20 protein-coding genes are annotated in these 21,443 nt (G+C 45.9%); 14 read left to right on the top strand and 6 right to left on the bottom strand.

Annotated elements, in window-relative coordinates:
• Nucleotides 1–32 precede the first annotated feature (32 nt).
• Both NIT04_RS16170 and NIT04_RS16165 read left to right on the top strand, forming a co-directional pair.
• Nucleotides 33–314, top strand: coding sequence for a GNAT family N-acetyltransferase (locus NIT04_RS16170; RefSeq protein WP_252504551.1), 282 nt, complete (start codon nt 33–35; stop codon nt 312–314).
• Nucleotides 315–785: 471 nt separating this feature from the next.
• Nucleotides 786–1,241 (top strand): DUF4064 domain-containing protein, encoded by a 456-nt coding sequence (locus tag NIT04_RS16165; RefSeq protein WP_252504550.1) that lies wholly within the window; start codon nt 786–788, stop codon nt 1,239–1,241.
• A gap of 43 nt (nt 1,242–1,284) precedes the next feature.
• On the opposite strand, the gene NIT04_RS16160 is transcribed toward NIT04_RS16165, so the two are convergent.
• Nucleotides 1,285–1,785, bottom strand: a complete 501-nt coding sequence (locus NIT04_RS16160; protein ID WP_252504549.1) for a GNAT family N-acetyltransferase — start codon at nt 1,783–1,785, stop codon at nt 1,285–1,287.
• 288 nt (nt 1,786–2,073) lie between these two features.
• Here NIT04_RS16160 and NIT04_RS16155 point away from each other — a divergent pair, with 288 nt between their 5' ends.
• From NIT04_RS16155 to NIT04_RS16145, 3 genes are all read left to right on the top strand, one after another.
• Entirely contained in the window at nt 2,074–2,418 is a 345-nt protein-coding gene (locus tag NIT04_RS16155; protein ID WP_252504548.1) for a hypothetical protein, read from the top strand.
• 137 nt (nt 2,419–2,555) lie between these two features.
• The gene (gene yidC, locus NIT04_RS16150; protein ID WP_252504547.1) at nt 2,556–3,347 is read left to right on the top strand and encodes a membrane protein insertase YidC; all 792 of its coding nucleotides are present in this window, start codon (nt 2,556–2,558) and stop codon (nt 3,345–3,347) included.
• 56 nt (nt 3,348–3,403) lie between these two features.
• Entirely contained in the window at nt 3,404–3,649 is a 246-nt protein-coding gene (locus NIT04_RS16145) for a hypothetical protein (RefSeq protein ID WP_252504546.1), read from the top strand.
• A gap of 296 nt (nt 3,650–3,945) precedes the next feature.
• On the opposite strand, the gene NIT04_RS16140 is transcribed toward NIT04_RS16145, so the two are convergent.
• Nucleotides 3,946–5,100, bottom strand: a complete 1,155-nt coding sequence (locus NIT04_RS16140) for an MFS transporter (RefSeq protein WP_252504545.1) — start codon at nt 5,098–5,100, stop codon at nt 3,946–3,948.
• A gap of 146 nt (nt 5,101–5,246) precedes the next feature.
• On the opposite strand from NIT04_RS16140, the gene NIT04_RS16135 reads away from it, so the two are divergent.
• A complete protein-coding gene (locus NIT04_RS16135) occupies nt 5,247–6,218 on the top strand; it encodes a D-alanyl-D-alanine carboxypeptidase family protein (protein WP_252504544.1) in 972 nt (323 codons plus the stop codon).
• Between the two features lie 52 nt (nt 6,219–6,270).
• On the opposite strand, the gene cls is transcribed toward NIT04_RS16135, so the two are convergent.
• A complete protein-coding gene (gene cls, locus NIT04_RS16130) occupies nt 6,271–7,722 on the bottom strand; it encodes a cardiolipin synthase (protein ID WP_252504543.1) in 1,452 nt (483 codons plus the stop codon).
• A gap of 276 nt (nt 7,723–7,998) precedes the next feature.
• On the opposite strand from cls, the gene NIT04_RS16125 reads away from it, so the two are divergent.
• Nucleotides 7,999–9,327, top strand: a complete 1,329-nt coding sequence (locus NIT04_RS16125) for an L-cystine transporter (protein WP_305880121.1) — start codon at nt 7,999–8,001, stop codon at nt 9,325–9,327.
• Between the two features lie 43 nt (nt 9,328–9,370).
• On the opposite strand, the gene NIT04_RS16120 is transcribed toward NIT04_RS16125, so the two are convergent.
• Nucleotides 9,371–10,597, bottom strand: coding sequence for a helix-turn-helix transcriptional regulator (locus tag NIT04_RS16120; RefSeq protein ID WP_252504541.1), 1,227 nt, complete (start codon nt 10,595–10,597; stop codon nt 9,371–9,373).
• A 122-nt stretch (nt 10,598–10,719) separates the two neighbouring features.
• Here NIT04_RS16120 and NIT04_RS16115 point away from each other — a divergent pair, with 122 nt between their 5' ends.
• Together NIT04_RS16115 and NIT04_RS16110 are read left to right on the top strand one after the other, a co-directional pair.
• Nucleotides 10,720–12,021 (top strand): MFS transporter, encoded by a 1,302-nt coding sequence (locus tag NIT04_RS16115; protein ID WP_252504540.1) that lies wholly within the window; start codon nt 10,720–10,722, stop codon nt 12,019–12,021.
• Between the two features lie 102 nt (nt 12,022–12,123).
• The gene (locus tag NIT04_RS16110; RefSeq protein WP_252504539.1) at nt 12,124–12,963 is read left to right on the top strand and encodes a hypothetical protein; all 840 of its coding nucleotides are present in this window, start codon (nt 12,124–12,126) and stop codon (nt 12,961–12,963) included.
• A gap of 43 nt (nt 12,964–13,006) precedes the next feature.
• Here the strand turns inward: NIT04_RS16110 and NIT04_RS16105 are convergent, their stop codons facing one another.
• Nucleotides 13,007–14,170 carry an MFS transporter gene (locus NIT04_RS16105; protein WP_252504538.1) on the bottom strand — a complete coding sequence of 388 codons (1,164 nt, stop codon included), beginning with the start codon at nt 14,168–14,170 and terminating at the stop codon, nt 13,007–13,009.
• 434 nt (nt 14,171–14,604) lie between these two features.
• On the opposite strand from NIT04_RS16105, the gene NIT04_RS16100 reads away from it, so the two are divergent.
• Nucleotides 14,605–14,745: an Lmo0850 family protein gene (locus tag NIT04_RS16100; protein WP_252504537.1), complete on the top strand. Its 141-nt coding sequence runs from the start codon at nt 14,605–14,607 to the stop codon at nt 14,743–14,745.
• Between the two features lie 181 nt (nt 14,746–14,926).
• Here the strand turns inward: NIT04_RS16100 and NIT04_RS16095 are convergent, their stop codons facing one another.
• Nucleotides 14,927–16,108 (bottom strand): FtsW/RodA/SpoVE family cell cycle protein, encoded by a 1,182-nt coding sequence (locus NIT04_RS16095; RefSeq protein ID WP_252504536.1) that lies wholly within the window; start codon nt 16,106–16,108, stop codon nt 14,927–14,929.
• Between the two features lie 318 nt (nt 16,109–16,426).
• Between NIT04_RS16095 and NIT04_RS16090 the strand changes: the two genes are divergently transcribed.
• The 4 genes from NIT04_RS16090 (at nt 16,427) to NIT04_RS16075 (ending at nt 21,410) form a co-directional block, all read left to right on the top strand.
• Entirely contained in the window at nt 16,427–17,491 is a 1,065-nt protein-coding gene (locus NIT04_RS16090; RefSeq protein WP_252504535.1) for a D-alanine--D-alanine ligase, read from the top strand.
• Nucleotides 17,492–17,503: 12 nt separating this feature from the next.
• Nucleotides 17,504–18,877 carry a UDP-N-acetylmuramoyl-tripeptide--D-alanyl-D-alanine ligase gene (gene murF / locus NIT04_RS16085; protein WP_252504534.1) on the top strand — a complete coding sequence of 458 codons (1,374 nt, stop codon included), beginning with the start codon at nt 17,504–17,506 and terminating at the stop codon, nt 18,875–18,877.
• Nucleotides 18,874–19,551 carry a carboxylesterase gene (locus tag NIT04_RS16080; RefSeq protein WP_252504533.1) on the top strand — a complete coding sequence of 226 codons (678 nt, stop codon included), beginning with the start codon at nt 18,874–18,876 and terminating at the stop codon, nt 19,549–19,551. Before murF ends, NIT04_RS16080 begins: the two co-directional genes overlap by 4 nt.
• Before the next feature lie 374 nt (nt 19,552–19,925).
• Entirely contained in the window at nt 19,926–21,410 is a 1,485-nt protein-coding gene (locus NIT04_RS16075) for a DEAD/DEAH box helicase (RefSeq protein ID WP_252504532.1), read from the top strand.
• Nucleotides 21,411–21,443: the final 33 nt, after the last annotated feature.

Below are 21,443 nucleotides of genomic sequence, written 5' to 3'. Positions count from 1 at the left end.
TATGATAGAATATTGTAAAAGGAGAGGATCACATGGAATTTGAATTAGTCGAGCTTGGCGGAGACGCATTTGCGTTCCGGCACGAAAAGGACGGAAAGATGCTAGCTGAAATCACGTGGACGCTTCTCGCGGATGTCATGGTCATGGATCATACGTATGTATCGGAAGACTTGCGAGGACAAGGTGTGGCGAAGCAATTGCTCGACCGCGCTGCGGAATATGCCCGCGAAAAAGGATACAAGATGGAAGCGGTATGTTCGTACGTAGTCACTGCGTTTAATCGTTATAAAGAATATGATGATGTAAAGGCTTAAGCAAAAGCGGAGGACGCCTGCCTAGAGGCGACAGGCATAAGGCAAAGATGCGGCGTGGCGAACTTTGCCACAGAGCAGATTTGACTTATGACCCCGAGCCTCTGGCGCCCGCAGTCTAGACGGAACTAAAAAGCGAAAAAAGGCAATCCTTCATCGATGAAAGGATTGCCTTTTATTTATGCTGAAAATGAATCAAAGCCCCCATGCCATTGTGACGAAATATACGATGCCAGTTAGTACGGATGCGCCTGCGACTGTGTAAAGCATGTCCGTCGAGGTGAAAATCAGGTTTTTCCCCATATTTCATGCTCTCCTTCCACTTCTTAATATGTTCCTTCATAGAAATCTAGTACCCGCGAATGACAATTCCAAAACTTCCCTTGTGAAAAAGAAGTTGAGATATGAAACTTATTGTATTATCTCTCGTATACTTGTTATGATAGAAAAATGTAAGAGGAAAGGGTGCTTTATTTGAATCGCACAGCTGAAAAGGTGTTATCCATCATTGCTGTCATTATGACTGCAATTGGAATTATTTTTGGTTTCTTTGGAATGGCTATTTTATATATGGCGAAGAATGACCCGGCTTTCGTTTTGGAAACTGATCCTTCATTGACACAGGCGGACATAGACATGATGATCCCGGTTTTCGATCTTCTCGGAGGATTTATGTGGTTTATCATTATTGCAATGATCATAAGTGTCGTATTGAATATTGTCGGAATCGTAAACATCTGGAAAAACAAGAATGCCAAACTCGCAGGAATCATGTTCATAATTGCGGGTGTGTTAGGGGGAATCCTATCATTGCCTTCCATCCTGCTCTACGTCGCAGCGATTCTTTGCTTTACGAAAAAGCCGCCATTACAGGATGATCTTCAATACGCGGATCGATCATATGACAGCGATGGAATGAGACCGTTGTAAAACAAAAAGACGCTTTCCCGAAATGGGAAAGCGTCTCTTTATTTTAATAGGCAAGCACTGGTTCATGAATATAGTAGACATACTGTGCGGTTTCGACAGGGTAGCCTTCGAAGTATTCCTTAAATACCTCCACCAATTCGAATCCTTGTCTTTCATAAAATGCTCGTCCAGCCGTATTTCGGCTATCTACATAAACGAAGAGCTGTTTGGCGTTGCCGAGCATGCTGATCGTATAATCGAAAAGTCTCTTGCCGTACCCTGAATGCTGATAGGAAGGTAGAATATACATGGCTGTCAATTCGGAGTCGCCATCTTCATCTTCCCTCGTGAAATTGAGAAAGCCAATCGGGGTTCCTTGTTCACATTCAGCGACGAGCACATGAGTCTTCTCCATCCGTTTCATCATCATCGCATCGGAATAGGACCGATCGATAAATTCTTTTTGAATGTTTTCAGGAATTAGCCCCTCGTATGTATCATTCCACGTGGTGTGGGCAATGTGCTGTATATAGCCAATATCTTCGGCAGTCATCGGTCTGATCATGACGAATCACCTCCGTAATCCTTTTTGCTATCATAACAAAAAATGGGACAAGAAACTATGATTGTCATCATATTGAAATATTAAAAATTAAATTATCTAAAAAGTGAATTGAATCTATAAAAATCAACTGAATAATTTGAAATGACACGGACGATATGAGATGCTACTACTAATGAAAACGATTCGTTTGCCGATATTGGATCTGGCTGAATGGAGTTTTCAAAACCGGGATAAGGGTATACTGCAAGTATAATACGATTTCTTATATTAAATGGAGGATTGATAAGTATGGCACGTAAACGCGGAAATGGATTGCTTCTTGCCACGTTGGCTGCAGGTGCATACGCATATTTCAGCAAAAAAGAAAATCGTGACAAGGCGATGGTTGCGGTGAATAATATGAAAACGAAAGTCGACTCCTTTATAGAATCGCAAAAATTGAACCGTTCCGATGAGACGAAAGCTGGTCATTCGGATCCATACGACTTGCAGGATAATAAAATGGTAAGTGAAGGCGCGCAAACAAGCGTCCATTACTACAACCAAGAAGTGGAAGACAAGTCCAAGGAGTCAGAAGTGGACGGTCTCTACAGTAAGAAAGTGGACACGAGCCAAGCCCCTCAAAATCAATAATCAATTCGCTTCCTTAATGGAGGCGTTTTTTTATGTCCGTTTTCCGATAAATACAAGTAAATAAAGAACATTGATTGTAATTGCACTGTGAATTGATGTATACTTTTCAGTAGTTTGAAATAGTGAAGGTGAATTTATTGAAAAAGAAAATTGGTTTATTCACGATATTGATAACAGCTGCAGTTTTCTTAAGTGGCTGTTCCGGAGTCCAGAACAAAGAAGGGACATTCTATAATATTTTCGTCAAACCGATGGAATGGCTTCTTCATTATCTCGGTGAAACGTTCAACGGAAGCTATGGTTTGGCGATTATCCTTATTACAGTTGCCATCCGCCTAGTGCTCATGCCGCTTATGTTGAAAAACTATAAGGCACAGCAAGAAATGAAAATCAAAATGGACGCTCTCCGTCCAGAAATGGAAGATATCCAAAAGCGCTTGAAAGAAGCGAAAGAAAAGGAAGAAAAGGAAGAGCAGATGAAGCTTCAACAGGAAATGATGGGCTTGTACTCCAAGCACGGCGTCAATCCGTTGAACATGGGCTGTCTGCCATTGATTATCCAGATGCCGATTATCATGGGCCTTTATTTCGCAATTCTTTACGCTCCGCCGGAAGTGAAGGAGCACAAATTCCTATGGTTCAACTTGGGCGAGCCGGATATCATCATGATGCTTATTGCGGGTGCAGTTTATTTCGTCCAAGCACGTGTATCGTTATGGACGATGCCTGAGCAGCAGAAGCAACAGATGAAAATGTTCATCTATATGTCGCCGATCATGATCATGTTCATCTCATTCACAGTGATGGCGGCGCTACCGCTCTATTGGGCGGTTGGTGGGCTATTGCTCATCTTCCAAACGTACTTGGGCCGGAAGTTTTATTATAAAGAAACGCAACCGGTCGCTGAGACAGAGACAAAGAAAGATTGACAAAGGCATATGGGAGGCTGGAGAGCAATCTCCGGCCTTTTTTGGAGGGAATTAACGTGACTCAGAAGAAAGCATCCGTCATCGGCATCGTTTTGTTAGGAGTCGTGACATTATTTTTTGTCGTCAGGGGTAAGTTAGATTTTGCCGTCTTGACGATGATGGCGCTTTTCACCTTGACGAACGCCTCGAGGGCGAAATCGTTCAAGGAGCAAGGGTTTGACAAGGAGTCCAGATGGATGCGCTATTTATCCATCCTGTTCGCCATTTCGTTTGTCGTTGTGCTATTGCTTATTGTATTTTAATATTTCTTGCTTATGGAGGCTTCGTTGATTGTAGCGAAAGGCGGCGACTCCTGCGAAAGCCGTAACGAAGAACGGCTTTTGCGAGCATTGTATTCTGCGACCCTAAGGGAGCAAAAGCGGTAGCGTTGGGAGCAGGTTGAGGATGCCTTAATTTCTGCAAAAAGCGCAGAAATACGGCAAATCGAACCCTTCGCTGTTCGATTGGCTTAGCCTCGCCCGCGGAAAGCGTCCGCCTGTAGTGAAAATCAACAGTTATAATAAAAAATGTTCCCCGCGAGCGGAGAACATGGTAGATATTAATAAGCCAACCGTTTGCGGGTTGCGAGTACGATGAAGATGGCAGGGATGGAGCAGACAGTCATTCCTAAAAATGCGGTTCCCGGTGAAATCTCATATAGGAAGCCTGCCGGAAACGTCAAGATGGCAGTGCTTAAGCTCATAGCGAATGCGGCGTAAAACCCTTGGGCCGCAGCAATCTGCGAGTTTGGAAGCTTTTTCGATATATATTGGATGAACGCATAATGGGCGATTCCAAACGATGCGGCATGCAATAGCTGTGTCGCGATGAAAACGAATGCTGTTGGAAATAAGAAGACGAGCACCCATCGCACCGTCGATCCGACTGCTGCAATGAGGAACATCGTCGATATCCGCATGTCGGTCAAGAAACGATCCGCCTTTGCGAAAAATAGGATTTCGAACAAAACAGCGATATTCAAAATGATTCCGATGTAGAATCCATTGACATCCAAGTCATCGAGGAACAGAAAGCCGTAATTGTAGTACGAAGCATGGGCGCCTTGCAATAGAATTGCAAGTACCATGATGACCGTAAAGCCTTTTGTCGCAAATAACGTCTTCAACCCGTTTTTTCGATTGCGAGGATCCTTCCTATCAGGGATGCTCTGTAAAACGGCAGGTGCGGGACGGGAGTAGAATAGAGCTGCAATCGCAAGTCCGGCAATCATCATATATAGGATAGCTTGTTCATTCCAAATCGCGGTTGCGGTACCGACGAGCAAGAGCGCAACCGTATACCCGATCGAGCCGAATGAGCGGCTTTTGCCATAATGGACATGCTCCTTCTGCATAAGGACGGACGCGCCGCTTTCGACAGCCGGCAAGATGATCGGATAAACGGCGCTGAACAGCACCGTAATGATGAACAATGCAATGAATGGTGCCTCGGGGATGTAGAGGACGGCAAGTAGCAGCGACAACACCGTCGTCCATTTCATGACGCGGACATACGACGTTCTTTCCGTCAAATAAGGAAAGACGAGGAATGTCGAAAATGACCGGACAATCATTCCCGCGCCCATGACGATGCTTGCGTCCTTCACGGACAAGCCCTTTTCAATCGTCAACCAACCTGTCCAATAGGGGAGAAAGACGCCCCACGTAAAGAAGAAAATGAAAAAGCTTATGGAAAGCCATCGTTGATTATTCATAAGTTATCCTCGCAATCATTGATTTGCAATTTACATATTTGAAAATAAATGATAGCATACACGGACTTGAAAGAACATCGTCATATGGCGATTTGAACATATTTATAAATGAGAGATACCTAGAGTAGAAGGAAGGCCAACATACGATGAAGCGGAAACAGAAATATATGAGCAGGAAGAAATCCAACAAAGCATTGACAATCACGCTGCTATTGACGAGTTTGATCATGACGGCGATTGTTGTGTGGATCGGCATGAACGACTGGGACATAACGAAGACATTGAGGCAAGCAGGTATCGGGGAAACGCAAGCACCGCCTGTGGAAGAGCAGGAAGTGAAGCCGGATGACGTGGACGAATCGGACTTGACAGAGGTGGAGCCTGAAAAGCCGGAAGAGGAAGCACCTCCTGTTGAAGAGAAACCTGTTGAAGAAAAGTCGCCTGCGGAAGTGAAAGAACCGGAGACGAAAGAGCCGGAGAAAAGTGTAGAACCAGCAAAACCTGAACCGAAAAAAGAGGAGAAACCGACAGTGACGAAGAAACCTTCAGCAAAGCCGAACAATAGCGGCTATATCGAAGGTCAAAAGCTGCCGGATAAACCGACAATCATTAACGGAATCCTCATTGCGAATAAAAAATATCCTCTGCCAAGCACATACGCTCCCGGTGAGAGCAAAGAAGCAAGGGAAGCATTCGAGGAGATGGCTGCGGAGGCAACACTTTCTGGCATCAATTTAACTGCCTTCAGTACATATCGCTCCTATGAATACCAAGCGTCGCTCTACGACCGGTATGTCAAAAAGGATGGCGCGGAAAAGGCAGACCGATATAGCGCGCGCCCGGGCTATTCCGAACACCAAACAGGGCTCGCGTTCGATATCGGGGAAGTGAACTACGAAAAATACTGGGCCTCTTTTAAATTTGGGGATACGGAGGCCGGGAAGTGGGTAGCGGCAAACGCGTACCGTTATGGCTTCATCCTCCGATACCCGGAAGGCAAGGAACACATTACGGGCTATAGGCATGAATCGTGGCATTTCCGTTATGTCGGAAAAGAAATTGCCGAAGAAATCTTCAAACGCAACATCACACTAGAAGAATATCTCGGGTTGAAATGAAAAAATCCTCCTCCATCCTGAAATATGATGGGGGAGGATTTTTATTTATTCGTTATAGTATTGGTGACAATAATCTAGAAACCGATTCTTTTATTTTGATCCACCGTGTCCGGTTCAAATACATTTCGTACGTCAGCTCCGTCGATAATTGCATATCCTGCTCGAATAGTTCAGCGAGCTCGTGCGACTTCTCGCGGTCGTAAATAAATGCATTGATTTCAAAATTGAGTTTGAAGCTGCGCACGTCGATGTTCGCAGTACCGACGGTGGACAACTCATCATCGACGACAATTTGCTTCGAATGGATGAAGCCATTTTCATAAATGTACACTTTCGCACCGGCCCTCAACAGTTTTCCTACATTCGAATACGTCGCCCAGTATACAAACATATGGTCAGGCTTATTCGGAATCATAATGCGGACGTCCACTCCGGATAAGCACGCGATGCGCAAAGCGTCAAGGAAGCTGACGTCCGGAATGAAGTACGGCGTCTGGATGTAAATATACTCCTTCGCCAAAAAGATCATCTTCAAATAGCCGTCTTTGATCTGTTCCCATTCGGCATCCGGACCGCTTGATACGATTTGCAGGCCGACCGTCCCTTTTCGTGGGATGGCAGGGAAGTACCGCTCGGCATATTCGATGTCTTCCATCTCGGTTGCTTGGTTCCAGTCGAGGATGAATCTTGTTTGAAGCGGATGAATTGCACTGCCTTCGATGCGTAGATGCGTGTCTCGCCAATAGCCGAATCTCTTATTCAATCCCAAGTATTCATCTCCGACATTGAAGCCACCGACATAGCCGACGCGTCCGTCAATGACAACGATTTTCCGGTGGTTCCGGTAGTTGAGGCGGGGGTTGATGAGAGGCAGGATGGCCGGGAAGAACGCTGCGACTTCTCCTCCGGAATCGATCAATTCCCTCAAATGCTTCACGCGGAGTCCCCGTGAACCGATATCATCGAACAGGACGCGCACTTTCACGCCTTGCTTCGCCTTTTTAATTAGTACATCCAAGATACGGGTGCCTAATGAGTCCAATCGTAAAATATAATATTGAAAATGGATATGGTCTTTGGCGCTTTCAAGATCTTTCAGCAAGGCATCGAATTTTGCGACGCCGTCATTAAAAACTTGAACGTCATTGTCTTGAGTCAAAACGGCGTGGTTGTTGCGAAGGTGAAGGTAAATCTTATCCTTGTAATGTGCGGTATCATCCAGTCTGAAGTCGAATGTCCCTTGCTCGATCGCTTCAATTTGGTAATCAATTAACGTCTCGATGCCAATTCGATTTTTCCCTTCCCACCTGAATAGGTGCTTTCTCCGTAATTTCCTTCCGAATAATAAATAGATGATAAAGCCGAATAAAGGTACGAAGAATAGAACGAGAATCCATGCCCACGTTGCTGTTGGGTCCCTTCTCTCGAGGAAAATCAGCGCAATCGCAAGGAAAATGTTCAATATGAAAATGGATGTTACCGTAATCGTGATTAAACTGGCCATATAAGCCCTCCTTAAGTGACTGCTCACTAGTAGTATACCAAAACCAACCGAAAAAGAAGGGAATATCATCCACAAGTGGGGACTCCTGTAGTTGAACTTCGCTTTCAGTAAAAGTATTTCATGAAGATCGTTAATCCTACTTGACTGATATGATTTAAGGGTATATAGTCTTTTTATAGTTTTTTATTTATTCCTGGAGGGGGAAAAGAAGTGGATACTGTTTTACTATTTGTAAATATAGCAGCGTTGTTACTTTTAATAGGACTTCTATATAGTATGCATCGGAAAAATGTTTCGTTTTCCAAAAGGGTCTTCACAGGTCTTGGACTTGGGATCCTGTTCGGTTTTATCTTGAATGTCGCTTATGGAGCAGACTCGGAAGTGCTGGCGAAATCGGTTAGTTGGTTTAATATTGTCGGAACTGGCTACGTCAAGCTTCTACAAATGATTGTCGTTCCTCTTGTGTTCATATCGATTCTCGGTGCGTTCACGAAAGTGACGATCGGGAAGAACTTCGGCAAGATGGCTGGGATGATTTTAGGAATTCTTGTCGGTACGACTGCAATTGCTGCAGCTATCGGTATTTCGGCGTCATTGCTGTTCAACCTGGACGCTTCTGAAATTGTCCAAGGTGAGGCGGAAGCTGCACGTGGCGTTTCCATTGAAGAACGTTCTGCAGATATGTCAGGCAAAGCATTGCCGGATCAAATTCTTGAACTATTGCCAGCGAATCCGTTTCTTGACTTTACGGGAGCGCGCCCTACATCGACGATCGGCGTTGTCATTTTCGCGGCGTTTCTCGGATTTGCCTATTTGGCACTGACAAGACGGGATGAAGAGAACGCAAACTTGGTGAAAAAGGGAATTGATGCCCTTTATTCATTGATCATGGGTGTCGTACGTATCGTGCTGCGTTTGACGCCATACGGAATCTTGGCGATCATCGCGAGGACTGTTGCAACATCCGACTTTGCAGCGATCTTCAGCTTAGGGAAATTCGTCCTTGCTTCGTATGTTGCGTTGCTAGTCATGTACCTCATCCATTTGATTATCATTACAATTTCCGGGTTGAATCCGGTAACGTACGTGAAGAAGACGGCGGAAGCTTTGCTATTCGCTTTCTCGTCAAGATCGAGTGCGGGTACTTTACCACTTAACATCAAAACGCAAACCGATCGACTCGGAGTTCCGGATGGGGTTGCAAACTTTGCAGGCTCTTTCGGATTGTCAATCGGGCAGAATGGCTGTGCCGGCGTGTATCCGGCGATGCTCGCTGTCATGATAGCGCCTACTGTCGGTCAAAATCCATTAGAGCCGACATTCCTGCTTACGTTGATTGCAATTGTCGCAATTAGTTCGTTCGGGGTTGCTGGGGTCGGCGGAGGAGCTACATTCGCGGCGATTCTTGTCCTATCGGCTTTGAATCTCCCGGTCGCATTGGCAGGTTTGTTGATTTCGGTTGAACCGCTGATCGATATGGGCCGGACGGCATTGAACGTAAGTGGTTCCATGACCGCGGGTGTGACAACTGCACGAATTAACGGCGAGTTGGATAAGGATGTCTATAATGGCTCAATGGAGCATCAGTCGATTGATGCTACGTGATTGAATAAATGCCGGAGAAGCAAACACGCTTCTCCGGCATTTTTTATTTGCCATGAATCAATTCATACGTCTCCATAATGAAATCCTTATAAGGTGTTCGTGGCATGGTGGAAATGTTTTTCACCGCTATGTCAATCGAACGGAGAGCTTCCGCTTCATTCCCTAAGGCTAGATGGCATAGCGCCGCGTATGCATCCTTTTCGTAAAAGATGGATAGGTCGAATGGATGATGGATATAGTCTGCAATTACTACTTGCTCAAAGCACGATAGCGCCTCCTCATAGTTACCAGTCCCGTACAGTGCTTTGCCTTTTTCCATAAAACCATAGGGCTTCTGGTAGTTGAGAAGTTCATTCTCAGTGTAAAAATTGTTGATTAGAGCCAGTGCTTCCTCGTATGATTTCTTATAGGAAGTCATATAATGGACTTTTGTAAAGACCGTAAAGAAAATCGAGTCTTTATCATCCGCAAATTCACCGTATAACTCCATTTTCCTCTCATAATACTTCTTTGCTTCCTCATCACCTGTCATCATAGCGTGGAATGTAGCCAAGCGATATAAATGATCAATGCGATAAAAGACTTGTTTCTCCTTCGAAAATTCGATGCCTATCTTCATGACACGAATCGCTTCTTCAGCATCTCCAACTGCATAGTGAAGAACAGCTTCTGTATAATCGAAATCCAGTCGGGTCAGTGGATCGATGAACGCATCCCGCGCTTCTATCTGCTCCCTTTCCTTCAATAGGATGGCAAGAGCACTTTCATAATCATGCTCCGAAAATTTCACCATCGATCTGAAAATACCCATTGAGGCAAGGCGGGGAATGATATTCATTTGATCGTAGATCTTGGCTGCCTTATCAGAAGCTTCCTGCCATCCGTCCTTCTTTTCAAGATAAAGAGCTCTGCTATAGATGTCCAAAAGGCGCGCAGCTTCATAACCATGCGTCAACTTCTCAGCATATGGACCGATTAATTCGATAATTTGCTTATGCTCATCTGTTATCTCATCAATTTCCGTATTAGTTAGTTTCTCCACCTTCTCCAATACTTCACGCAGCTCCTGCGTATTTACTTCTTCCAATAGCTCAGACATTTCCACTCCGAGCCGTTCTGCGATATACGACAAGCTCTCCATCGATGGATTCGCTTTATTGTTTTCAATTAAACTGAGCATTCCTTTTGTCAGCTGGTCTCCTGCCAATGCTTCTAATGTCATCTTCCGCTGTTTTCGCAACGACCTGATTCGTTCGCCTAACGTATCCACAGGAACACTCCTTTCAATAAATAGCATATAGTTTAATTATATTAAACTTTCTCTTGTAATGGAAGAGGGAGCGTGGTATTATTTGTTTAATGTAATTAAACTTACTGAGTGGAGTGATTATTTTGAGCGAATCAATAAAGATTAAAAGGGCCACATATCATCTATGGACGTTCACAATTAGTAAGCTTATCGCATCGTTCGGCGCGCAAGTATATGCGTTCGCCGTCAGCTTTTATATATTGCAATTGACGGGTTCCGCGACAAGCTTTGCGACGAACCTGATCTGCAGTATTTTGCCCCGTACTCTTGTTGCGCCATTTGCGGGTTATGTGGCGGACCGATATTCACGAAAGGCGATCGTCATAACGGCGCAGATTGCATCTACAATGGCGATTGGGGGGCTTCTTACTGTCAGTTTGACTTCGGGCATTTCGCTTGTTGCGATTTACATTACGACAGCGATTCTGGCTATCACTTCCACATTCTCAGGGGTGACATTTAGTTCATCGATAACTGGACTTGTCGATGAGGCACGAATTCAAAAGGCGATGTCCCTTAACCAAATGTCGATTTCATTTGCAGCGATTGGCAGTCCCGCAATTGCAGGCGTGTTATATGGAACCGTCACGATGCCAGTGTTCCTTACAATATACATGTCAGCTTCGACGCTTGCGGTACTTCTTGAATCGACGATGAATTTCAAGCTATTCGCAAGAAGGAAAGAAGTTGTAGAAGGGGAGCCGAAAGAGTCGATGCTACAAAGTATGAAAGCGGGGCTCTCCTATTTGAGGCTGCAGCCGGTCATCATGGCGATCATTTGGATTTCATTATTCATTAACTTTTTATTCGGCGCGTTCATGGTCGGCCACTCTTTCATCCTCATTGAAAAATTGAAAATGGCGCCGGAGCATTTTGGACTCGTCGATGGAGCATTGGCAGTTGGGATGTTGCTCATGTCGCTTTACTTATCAATGCGGAAAGAAGTGAAATTCCCACTATTAGTTGGAAAGCGGGGGATCATCGGAATGGCTCTACTTATGAGTGGAGTAGCATTTCCGCTCATCCTTGCCATGCCGTACTCATGGATGTTCGCCTATTACGCAACGCTCATGTTCGGCTTCGGGTTAATACAAATCATCGTCAATACACCGTTGATGGTCATGATGCAAAAGATGATTGATGACGATTATAAAGGACGTGTGTTTTCTATTCTCGAAACGATGGCAATGGCGCTTATGCCGCTAGGAATGGTTTTATACGGGTTCTTGTATGATGTCTTACCGGCACAGTGGATTCTCATTGTATCCAGTCTATTATTGATCGGAGTCGTTCTCGTGTTAGCAAGGCCGTCGGTTGTACGAAAGGCGCATCCAGAACTTGAAGATCGGAAAGCTGTGAAAGCGAAAGCCGTATCGGAACTATAAAAGCTTAGTCTTAATTGGAGAAAATTGTATAAAAGGAAGGCTTTTGAGCTCTTGTCTAGAAATAGTGAAGTGAAGGTGAATTGAAACAAAGGGGGGAGTCTGTTGGATAAGATTGAGGTGATGAATCTTGTTCCGAAGTTTTTGGCTTTCTATGAGAAGGCGCAAGCGACGGACGCTGATGCGAGATGGGCGTTATGGGAGGAGCATTATAATTTTGCGGCGGTACCTCCTGGGGATGAAGGGCGGAAGATGGCGCGCGAAATGCTGGAAGCGGCTTGGGGGCAATACGCGGACATCATTCCTACATTAGAGGCTTGGACACCAGATGAAAAGAGAATCAAAGAAATCCTGAAGACAGTGAAGGATGTGTTAGGCTGCGAAGAGGATGTTTCGATTACCGTACTTTATTTTGTAGGGGCGTTTGATGAAAATCCTTTTGTTGCACCGACTGGTGATGGCGGGCTGGCAGTATGCCTTCCAGTTGAAAAGGGAACTTCGGAAATTGTATTGGCGCATGAATTGACGCACATCGTCCACGCAAAGACTGCGAATCTATCTATGGCGTGGGAGCGGACAATCGGGTCAACCGTTTTTCAGGAGGGGCTTGCGATGCATATAAGCAAAGCGGTCGTTCCTGGGCATGCGGATGAAGATTATGCGGAGCATAAGGAAGGATGGTTGGAAGCGGCGGCTGCAAAGAAATCTGAAATCCTGGAAGGGATCCTCCCTTACTTGGAAGATTCTTCGACGGAAGTAGTTATGAAGTTCACTTTCGGTCCAGGTGAAGCGGGAATTGAACGCGAAGCTTATTATGCAGGATGGGTACTTGTGGAACTGTTGTTGAATGACGGGGTTTCATTCCAAGAGATTGCGGCTATCCCGGAAGAGGAGATGCCGGAATTGGCGAGGGAAAATATGGAGCGTCTATTGGTGACGTCCTAAATGAAAAGCGAAGTCCATCCGAAGAGTCGGAGGACTTCGCATTTTAGTGTGCGGATCGCAATGTTTTGGACGATTTTCGATACGTGAAAATGAAGACGATTGAAAGGACCGCAAGTGCTGCGGATATATAGTAGATTTCGCCTGTCATTCTCGTGAAGAGCCATGTGAATAAAAGAGGCCCGATGATGCGTCCCAGATTGTCCATTGAATACGTCATCCCGGCTGCAGTCCCATACTTTCCGCCGGATTCCTTCGATGTCAATGAAACGAGGACTGTCCGTGAGAGCGCGTTGCCCGCCGTGAAGACGCTGAGTGCAACGCCCGCCCAAAATAGGCTGCCCGTGAACGGTATTAAAATCAGTCCGATGGCAGTAATGATTTGGCCGCCTAAAATCCACTTCGTTTCCGACCCGTTTTTCACCCGACGCACGACACCGCCTTGAATAGCTGCATCGACAAAGCCGACCGCCATGAATAAATAGCCGATTTGCAAAGGTGTGATTTCAATGGCGGAAATCTGAAACAATTGGAATGTGGATTCAATTCCCGCCAAGATCAACGTCACCATGAAGGAAAGAAGGAACAAATTCCGGATCCGGTATTGCCAAAGCATTGTGCCACCTTTCGGAAGAAGCGCTCGTTTATTCGCCTCGCCAAGACGCTCTGGCTCTTTCAATATGATTCCCGCGTAGACAAGAAGAAGCAACGTCAATACACCGGACGCGATAAATGGAGTTTGCAGGCTAATATCGCCAAGAACACCGCCGATCGCTGGACCGAAAATGAATCCGAGCCCGATTGACATGCCGAGCAAGCCCATATATTTATTCCGATTTTCCTCGGTCGTCATATCCCCGACAAATCCTGTAACCGCCGTATACAACGCACCTGAGAAAATCCCGCCGACGACACGGGAAAGGTAGAGCATCGTAAGGTTTTCAATGAAGAAGGAGAACAGGAAAAAGCTCAGGCTGAAACCGATGAGGCCGACCATGATCAGTTTCTTCCGTCCCGTCCTGTCCGATAAAGCACCCCATAGCGGCGCGGTGAAGAAGGAAGCGAGCGAATAGACTGTGAGCAATCCGCCTACGTGAATTTCAGAAAGCTCCTGCTGCACAATCACTTCCGGCAAAACGGGAATGATGATGCCAAATCCGAGATATACGAAAAATTGTACCGACATTAACAGTAAGATTGATTTTTTCATGTATGTACCTGCTTTCAGTAAACATCAATACAATCATTTTACTCTCCCGGTCGTATGCTGACAAAGGAAATGGATTAATGGAAGCCTCTTCAACACGCATAAACGCATAAATCCACTGAATCACGCATAAGCCGTTACATATGCTCATAACTCATGATTTTCACGCATAATTCCCTCCAGGTACGCACAAATCCGCCCAAAGCCGCATAAATCTCCCTTAATACGCATAAACGACCTGGATTGCAATCTTTTATTTTCCTTAGTGTATAAAGCATTTACAAAAGGCGAACAATTTGTAACATAATTGAAAGATTTAAAAGTGGACAGGAGTGGTATGATGTGTATAGATGAAAATTGGCATGAATTTCATTTCAATGATGAAACTTTCCAATGGATGATACGTCAACAACATATAGAAAGGTCGAGGTGGAATAATGGCGAAAGAAAAAGTTGATTTGAAAAAAATCATCTCCAACTTGGCGAAGTTGGGTGTTTCGGCAACAGCAACGAAATCCCGGATGGAAATGCTGAAAGCCCTCGCGCCACCTTCAAATGACCCGCAAATACAGTCATAATGAAAAACTCCCGCATATTTGCATGCGGGAGATTTTTTTATGCGTTTTTTCCACGTGTTATGCGCGATTATAATGGTTTATGAGCATTTAAACTTTTTTATGCGTGAATCAATTGATTTATGCGCTTTTGCAGCGGTTTATGCGTAAGTTAATCAATTTATGCGTATTTGGATCTTGTTGGTTATTCGTCCTCATCAGAACTGAACATGTAGGTCCGATGATGGAACTTCATACTGAAGATGAGGCCGATGGCGAGCATGTTGCCCATCAATGAACTGCCCCCGTAACTAATGAACGGCAGGGGGATGCCTGTTATCGGCAGTAGTTGGATCGTCATGCCGATGTTCTCGAACACGTGGAATGTGATCATTGCGATGATGCCTGCGCAAATATATGTGCTGAATGGATCCTTTAATTCAAGTGTGATTTTCGTCATATGATAGATCAGGAAGAAGTAAAGGCAAATGACGAGGCTCGCGCCGATGAATCCCCAGTCTTCCCCGATGACGCTGAAAATGAAATCGGTATGGCTCTCGGCGACGTACACTTCCCGCCCTTTGAACCCTTTCCCGAATATTTCCCCGGAACCGATGGCGTTCAAGGATGTGATGAGGTGCCGCCCTTCATTCGAAGCATATGAATACGGATCGAGCCATGAGTAAATTCGTTCGAGCTGATACGGCTTGACACCGAGTTTCGCCAAGAAGTCCTGTGCGTACAAGGCCATCCAAAGAACTGTCAGCCCTAAAGACGCAATCCCGACGAAAATCGGCAGGATGATCCGCCATGTGATGCCCGCCACGATGACCAAAGCGGTTGTGATAGCGATGAAGACGAGGCCTGTCCCTAAATCCGGCTGCAGCATGATGAATAAAAACGGAATGATGAAGACGGCGAAAATTTTGCCGAGCAACAGGAAATCCGTTTGCAACGTCTTTTCCAAAAATCGCTCATGGTGCTTCGTGATCGTGCGTGCAAGGCCGATGATGAAGAACGTCTTCATGAACTCAGCTGGTTGGATGCTTCCGAGTCCTGGTAAATGGAACCAGCTTTTCGCACCATTTCTGCGGGCAACAAGTTCCAAGCTATCAGGCAAAATGAAAAGAATTGCCAAGATGAATACACCGCCGCCATAGATGATCCATGCGGCTTTCTTGTACTGCTCCGGCTCCAAGTACATCGTGACGGCGATGATGGCTGCCCCAACGACATACCATTGGATTTGGGATGGGATGAAGTTTATACTATATTGTCCTGTCGTCTGAGCGGATGCGATGGCGATGATGCTGATCGTGAAGAAGAGGAGCAGGATGAATGCAAGTGGCCAATCGAATCGATCCACTGGTTTTTTATCTATATTCATGTAATTCACCTTATCAGTTAGTTGGATTGGTATAGAAACCACATTTCATTATAACGGAAAATGAAGTGTTTGTACGGACTTTATATATGACAATATTAAACTATTCGCCTAACGTGCATACAAATACAGTAAAGGGTTTTTCTTTCTATAGTATAACGTACTAAACATGTACTATCATATCCTTCAAAGTGACGTCCTGCTAGGCAGGAAGTTTCCGGGAAGTAAAAAAGGTCCTTCCGTATCATGCTATTTTACGAACGGGCACGTCGTTTCGTGGTAAACTAAAGGAACGAAATCTAAGGTAAGTGAGGGAGTTTAATGAAGAAGAAACTGGGTTTAGTGTATGGCGGGAAATCCGCGGAGCACGAAGTATCCCTATCAACTGCCACGGCGGTAACAAATGCGATTGACTTTGATAAATATGAAGTGATTCCTGTCTATATAACGTATGAAGGTGAGTGGAGGAAAGGGGAGCCGCTCGCAGCTCCTGCTGAGTCGATCGAGCAATTGCGATTGGAACGTGTTGGCGGAAAGCCTGACAGCATTCATGATTTTTTGAATGGAAACGGGATGCCTGACATTATTCTTCCACTATTGCACGGAACGAACGGGGAAGATGGAACGGTTCAAGGACTATTCGAAGTGATGAACATCCCTTATGCAGGAAACGGCGTGCTCGCTTCTTCCGCAGGCATGGATAAAGTCGTCATGAAGCAGCTCTTCGCTCAAGTCGGACTGAAGCAAGTCCCTTATGTCCATTTCATCCGCAACCAATGGAAAAAGGACCAAGAGCATTGGGTCGGGAAAATGGAGCAGGAATTGATGTTCCCCATGTTCGTGAAGCCAGCGAATTTAGGTTCAAGCGTCGGCATCAGCAAAGCGACCGATCGTGAAAGCTTGATTGCTGCAGTGGAATTCGCGTTGAAATTCGATCGGAAAATCATCGTCGAGCAAGGTGTCACTGCGCGCGAAATTGAAGTCGGCATCCTTGGAAATGATGACCCGGCGTGCTCCGTCCTCGGGGAAATTAAACCGGTGGCGGCATTTTATGATTACGAAGCGAAATACCAGGACGGCAATACGGAATTGCTCATCCCTGCGCCGGTGACGAATGAAGTGGAAACGACATTGAAAGATATGGCGATCCGCGCATTCAAAGTGCTCGATTGCGCTGGGTTAGTGCGGGCGGACTTCTTTGTGACCGATCAGGACGAAGTGCTCATCAATGAAATCAATACGATGCCGGGCTTCACGCCGACAAGCATGTTTCCGTTGCTATGGCAAAATACAGGTACATCATACCCGGAATTGATTGACAGGCTCATTGAACTGGCACTTGAACGGCATGAAGAAAAGCAACAGTTACAATATAAAATGGATTGAGCGTGATAGATTGTGAAACGTTTATTAACAGTACTGGCAGAGTGGCTGCAGGCAGAAGGGCAGCTCATGGACGATGTACTTGTAAGCGGGGTGTCGATCGACACTCGCACTCTTAAAGAGGGCGATTTGTTCATCCCGTTCCGCGGCGAACAGGTGAATGGGCATAAGTACGTCCGACAAGCGATTGAAAAAGGGGCGGCGGCATCGCTCTGGATGAAAGATGAACCAGGAGCGCCTTCCGATATCCCGCTAATTTTCGTCGATGACCCGGAACTCGCGCTGCAGCAGCTAGCTCGCGCTTATCGGGAAGAGCTAGCATGCAGATTTATCGGAATTACCGGCTCAAACGGCAAGACATCGACGAAAGATTTGATCGCAAGCGTCCTTTCGCCTTATTTTAAAGTGCAAAAGACGGAAGGCAATTTTAATAATCAATTAGGGTTGCCGTTGACGATTCTTTCGTTGGAAGAAGATGCGGAAGTCGCCGTCCTTGAAATGGGGATGAGCGGCTTTAATGAAATTTCTTTCCTATCGTATCTGGCGAAGCCGCATTACGCCGTCATTACGAATATCGGCGAAGCGCATATGCAAGACCTCGGTTCCCGCGAAGGGATCGCGAAGGCGAAATTCGAAATCATCGATGGGTTGCAGGAAGACGGCACTCTTTTCTATGATGGCGACGAGCCGCTATTGAATGCGTTAGTGTCGGAACATCTGGAGCTGAGAGCGGTCTCTTTCGGCTACGACGACAGTGCGGATCTTTCACTCGTCTCTACGGAATCGGGGGACGAAGGAAGCCGGTTTACAGCGAAAGGAATTATCGATGGCAGCTTTACAATTCCCGTTTTCGGTTCCCATCAAGTGAAAAATTCCCTTGCTGCGATTTTGATTGCCCGCGAACTTGGTCTCAATAACGAACAGATTGACGCGGCACTCCGTCAGTCAAAGCTTACGGATATGAGAATGCAGCCTGTCGTCGCCAATAACGGTGCGCTCTTCATCAATGACGCATACAATGCGGCGCCGACGTCGATGCAGGCGGCACTTGCGTTCTTGCAGGACACGAAGCTCCGTTCTGACAAATGGGCTGTTTTGGGAGATATGCTCGAACTTGGCGAAAATGAACGGCATTACCATGAATCAATTGCCCGACAGCTTGGCACTATAAGCTTACAGGGAATCCTTTTATATGGCCCGCGAATGAAATGGCTTTATGAAGAGCTTCTGAACACTGGGAATGAAACACAAGTCATCTGGTCGGAAAGCGATTATGATCCATTGATCGCGACACTTCTTTCTTCCATTGACGAGAATTCCATCGTCTTGTTGAAAGGCTCGAGAGGAATGGCGCTCGAGAAGATTATGAATGGCGTGTTGCAAGCATGAAAACAGGTGTGTTGTTCCTCCATGGGTTTACCGGAGGGACGTTTGAAGTCCGTCCTTTCATTCGGTATGTGGAGGAGAGGACGGACTGGATCACTTCCGTACCGATTTTGCCGGGGCATGACTTTCCGATCGATTTGAGCAAAGTTACTGCGGAAAACTGGATGATGGAAGCGGAGCTCGCTCTCAACCGGTTGAGGAAAGTAGTCGACCGCATTATCATCGTCGGCTTTTCGATGGGTGGCATCATTGCACTGTACCTCGCTTTGCGGTACAAAGTCGAGAAGCTCGTCCTGCTCAGCGCGGCGGCGAAGTACATCAGTCCGCGCTATCTTCTTGAGGATGCGGCCGTGTTGTTGACGAAGAACTATCCGCCGAACACGTTCTATCATCTATACGACTATAAATTACGGAATACGCCGCTCCATGCTGCAAAGGAATTTGTCCGTGTCGTCAAAATGGTGGAACCGTATTACGGAATGATCATGACACCAGTCTGCGTCGTCCAAGGGAAGAAAGACGGCATCGTACCATTTTCGACAGGGGAGCATCTACTACGCTCGCTAGGCTCCGTCCAAAAGCAGCTGATCGTATCGGAAAACGGAAAGCATCACATTTGCTACAGCGACGACAGTCATGAATGGTTCCCTAAAGTATATGAATTCATGAAGAAGTGATGGGCGGGAATTCTGATTATTACTTTTAAAGCGGATTGATTGCGGATGACAGGTAAGCGTGTTAAACTACTATGAGTATTGGATACATTTACACAAGACTCTTCCGGTGGCGAAGAGTACTTTTTTTTGAATAAAACGGTTTAGCGTCTCTCGGAGTACCATTCCCGGAGCGAAACCTGTTCGGCAAAGACCAGCTTTCCTTTTCACTATTGCCTCTGAATTTCAAGAAGTTCAGCTATTTGAACTTTTGCCCACTCCAGAGAATACAAAATATCGGAAACGTTCCCATAGAAGTTTAAGGCTCGAATTTGCCGTGCTTTCATTTGCAAATGTAACCAATTGCTAAATGAAGAAACCAAAGGAGATTGAGAAGTTTGACGAAATTTTCAGAACTTAATATTAGCGAATCCACACAAAATGCTCTAGCGCGCATGGGGTTTGAAGAAGCAACACCGATCCAGGAAGGCACTATCAAATTTGGCATGGAAGGCCGCGATGTCATCGGTCAGGCGCAGACAGGTACGGGTAAAACTGCTGCTTTCGGTATTCCAATCATTGAGAAAATTGATATTAACAATCCTGCAGTACAAGCATTGGTCATTGCACCGACTCGTGAATTGGCGATCCAAGTATCCGAAGAGATCTATAAAATTGGATACGGAAGACGCGCACGTGTGTTGACTGTGTACGGAGGCCAGGAAATCGGGCGGCAAATTCGAGCATTACGCAACAATCCGCAAATCATTGTCGGAACTCCGGGACGTATCCTTGACCATATTAACCGTAAAACTTTGAAATTGAACCAGGTGAATACGCTCGTCCTTGACGAAGCGGATGAAATGCTCAACATGGGCTTCATCGAAGACATCAACACGATTTTGGCAAGTGTTCCTGATACTCGCCAAACACTTCTATTCTCTGCAACGATGCCTCCTGCAATCCGTAAAATTGCTGAGACATTCATGAAAGAGCCGGAAATCGTAAAAATCAAGTCGAAAGAAATGACTGTTGAAAACATCGACCAATATTTCGTAAAAGCGCAAGAAAGAGAAAAGTTCGACGTTCTTTCTCGCTTGTTGAACGTTCACCAGCCTGAGCTTGCAATCGTCTTCGGCCGTACGAAACGCCGTGTCGATGAGCTATCCCACGCATTGAGCATCCGCGGATACTTGGCGGAAGGGATCCATGGCGACTTGACGCAAGCAAAACGGATGTCCGTTCTTCGCCAGTTCAAGGATAATAAAATCGACGTTCTAGTTGCTACAGACGTAGCGGCACGTGGATTGGATATTTCAGGTGTAACACACGTTTACAACTTCGATATTCCACAAGATCCAGAAAGCTATGTACACCGTATCGGCCGTACAGGACGTGCTGGTAAAAGCGGTATGGCGATCACTTTCGTCACTCCGCGTGAAATGGGCTACCTTCGTACAGTTGAGGAAACGACGAAGAAGCGTATGACTCCACTTCAGCCACCGACTGAAGACGAAGCATTGATCGGTCAACAACGTCTAGCGATGGAGCAACTATCGGAGATTGTTGAGAAAAACGAACTGAACGACTATAAGGCACTTGCATCTGAGCTTCTTGAAAAATACGAAGCACAGGATCTTGTTGCAGCGGCAATTAGGTCGTTGACGAAAGAGCCAGATGATACACCTGTCAAAATTACGGAAGAGCGCCCATTACCTAACCGTAAGACGGGTTCCCGTGATCGTGGCGGCTTCAAAGGCAGCCGTGGCGGCGGCCGTTCTTACGGCGGCGGACGCGGTTATGGCGGAGGCGGCGGTTCACGTCGCGGAAGCCGTGACGGTGGCGGACGCAGAGACCGTTCTAGAGGCAAATCCGAAAGATAATATATACCCCGGGGAGATGAACCTTCATCCCTC

Source organism: Sporosarcina sp. Marseille-Q4943, from assembly GCF_943736995.1.
GTDB lineage: Bacteria > Bacillota > Bacilli > Bacillales_A > Planococcaceae > Sporosarcina.
Note: the sequence above shows the minus strand (reverse complement) of the source record. Positions and strands in the feature narration are given on the sequence as shown.